1 pseudogene is annotated in these 2472 nt (G+C 59.0%); it reads left to right on the plus strand.

The window, feature by feature from the left end:
- Nucleotides 1-2472: pseudogene (locus tag BGO59_RS15660) on the plus strand (hypothetical protein); the annotation flags it as partial.

Consider the following 2472-nt stretch of genomic DNA (forward strand, 5'->3'; position numbering starts at 1 on the left):
CACAGGTGAGCGGGGGTAGCCCGGCTTACAGCTACCAGTGGCGCAATGCAGCTGGCAGTGTGGTGGCCACCAGTCAGAACCTGACGAACGCTTCCCCTGGCAGCTATACCGTCATTGTGACGGATGCGACGGGTTGTACGGCGCTGGCTTCGGCCAACATCAGCAACCTGAGTGGTCCACAGGTGAGTGGTGTACCGACGAATGTGAAGTGCTACGGCACCCAGACGGGTGGTGTGGTACTGACTGTAACGGGTGGCACGCCCCCGATCGGCTACCAATGGAGCAACGGCTCGACCAGCAAGGATCTGAGCAATGTAGGAGCTGGCGTATACACAGTGACGGCTCGTGATGCCAACGGTTGTGTAGCCATTCAGAGCTTCACCATCAGCCAGCCGACCGAGATTGCAGCGGTGTTCCAGCCAACGCAGCCAACCTGTACGAGTCTGACGGGGGGTAGTGTGCGCTTGATTGGTATCAGCGGGGGCACCACACCTTACAGCTACACCTGGAGTAACGGCAGTACGGCCAGCAGCATCAGTGGGTTGAGTGGTGGCACCTATACGCTGACCATCAAGGATGCCAACGGTTGTGTGGCTTCGCCGGTGGCTATTCTGGCCACCCCGACGGGCTGTAGCACCCCGGTCTTTGACCTGGCCTTGACCAAGAAACTGGCCAGTGGTCAGTCGGCCAATGTTACGGCGGGTAGCAGCGTAACCTTCACGGTGACAGTTTACAACCAGGGTAATGTGGATGCGACCAATGTTCAGGTGACGGATTACATCCCGACCGGTCTGACGCTGAACGATGCCAACTGGAGTGCGAGCAACGGTCTGGCCACGCTCAACAGTGTGATTGCCAGTCTGCCAGCGGGTCAGAACACCACGCGCAACATCGTCTTCACGGTAGGTTCGGGCGTAACGGGTAGCCTGACCAACACGGCTGAGATCAGCAGTGCGGGTAATGCCCAGAATCTACCCGATGTCGATTCGGATCCGGATAACAATCCGAATAATGATGGTACGCCGATCAACGACGACATCAGCGGGGATCATAAGCACAATCCTTCTCAGGATGAGGATGACAGTGATATTGAAGTGATTAATGTAACGCCAAGCTGCGTAGCTCTGGGGCTGAACACGGGTACCACCCTGGCCCAGTGTGGTCAGGCCAATGGTATTGCCACGGTGGTGGTCAACGCAGGCAGTGGTACGGCTCCCTACACCTACCAGTGGACCAACGCGTCGGGTAGTGTGGTTTCCAGCAGCAGTCTGGCTCAGGGACTGGCACCGGGTGTATACACGGTGAGTGTAACTGACAGCAAGGGCTGTACGGGCCAGAAACAGGTGAGTATCTCCTCGACGAGTGCGCCGTTGATCGTGGCTCAGGTGTCGTCGACCTCCTGTGGGGTGGCCAATGGCAGTGCGAGTGTGCAGGTCAGCAATGGCAGTGGCAACTACAGCTACCAGTGGACCAGTGCTGCGGGCATCGTGGTGGGCAGCAGTGCCAGCCTGGTGAACCTGTCGGCGGGGGTATATACGGTGAGTGTGACCGATGGCAGCGGCTGTAGCAGCATGACCAGTGTAGTGGTGGGCAACAGTTCACCGGTGCGTGTGGTGGCTAGTGTGCAGAACGCGGTCTGCGGTCAGCCGACGGGCAGCATCAGTGCGCAGGTGAGCGGGGGCAGTGGCCCGTACAGCTACCAGTGGCGCAACAGCTCAGGGGTGGTGGTAGCCACCAGTGCGACCCTGACGGGTGCGTCTCCGGGCTCCTACACGGTTAGTGTGAGTGACGCCACTGGGTGCGTGGGTGTAGCCAGTGGCAACATCAGCAACCTGAGTGGACCACAGGTGAGTGGTGTACCGACGAACGTGAAGTGCTACGGCACCCAGACGGGTGGTGTGGTGCTGACTGTAACGGGTGGCACCCCACCGATCGGCTACGTGTGGAGCAACGGCTCGACCAGCAAGGATCTGAGCAATGTGGGAGCGGGAGTATACACGGTGACGGCTCGTGATGCCAACGGTTGTGTGGCTATTCAAAGCTTCACCATCACGCAGCCTACCGAGATCGCAGCAGTGTTCCAGCCAACGCAGCCAACCTGTACGAGTCTGACGGGGGGTAGTGTGCGCTTGATTGGTATCAGTGGTGGTACCACACCTTACAGCTACACCTGGAGCAACGGCAGCACGGCCAGCAGCATCAGTGGGTTGAGTGGTGGCACCTATACGCTGACCATCAAGGATGCCAACGGTTGTGTGGCTTCGCCAGTGGCTATTCTGGCCACCCCGACGGGCTGTAGCACCCCGGTCTTTGACCTGGCCTTGACCAAGAAACTGGCCAGTGGTCAGTCGGCCAACGTCACCCCTGGTAGCAGCGTGACCTTCACGGTGACGGTCTACAACCAGGGTAATGTGGACGCGACCAATGTTCAGGTAACGGATTATATTCCAACGGGTCTGACGCTGAACGATG

Source organism: Spirosoma sp. 48-14, from assembly GCF_001898575.1.
Lineage (GTDB): Bacteria > Bacteroidota > Bacteroidia > Cytophagales > Spirosomataceae > Spirosoma.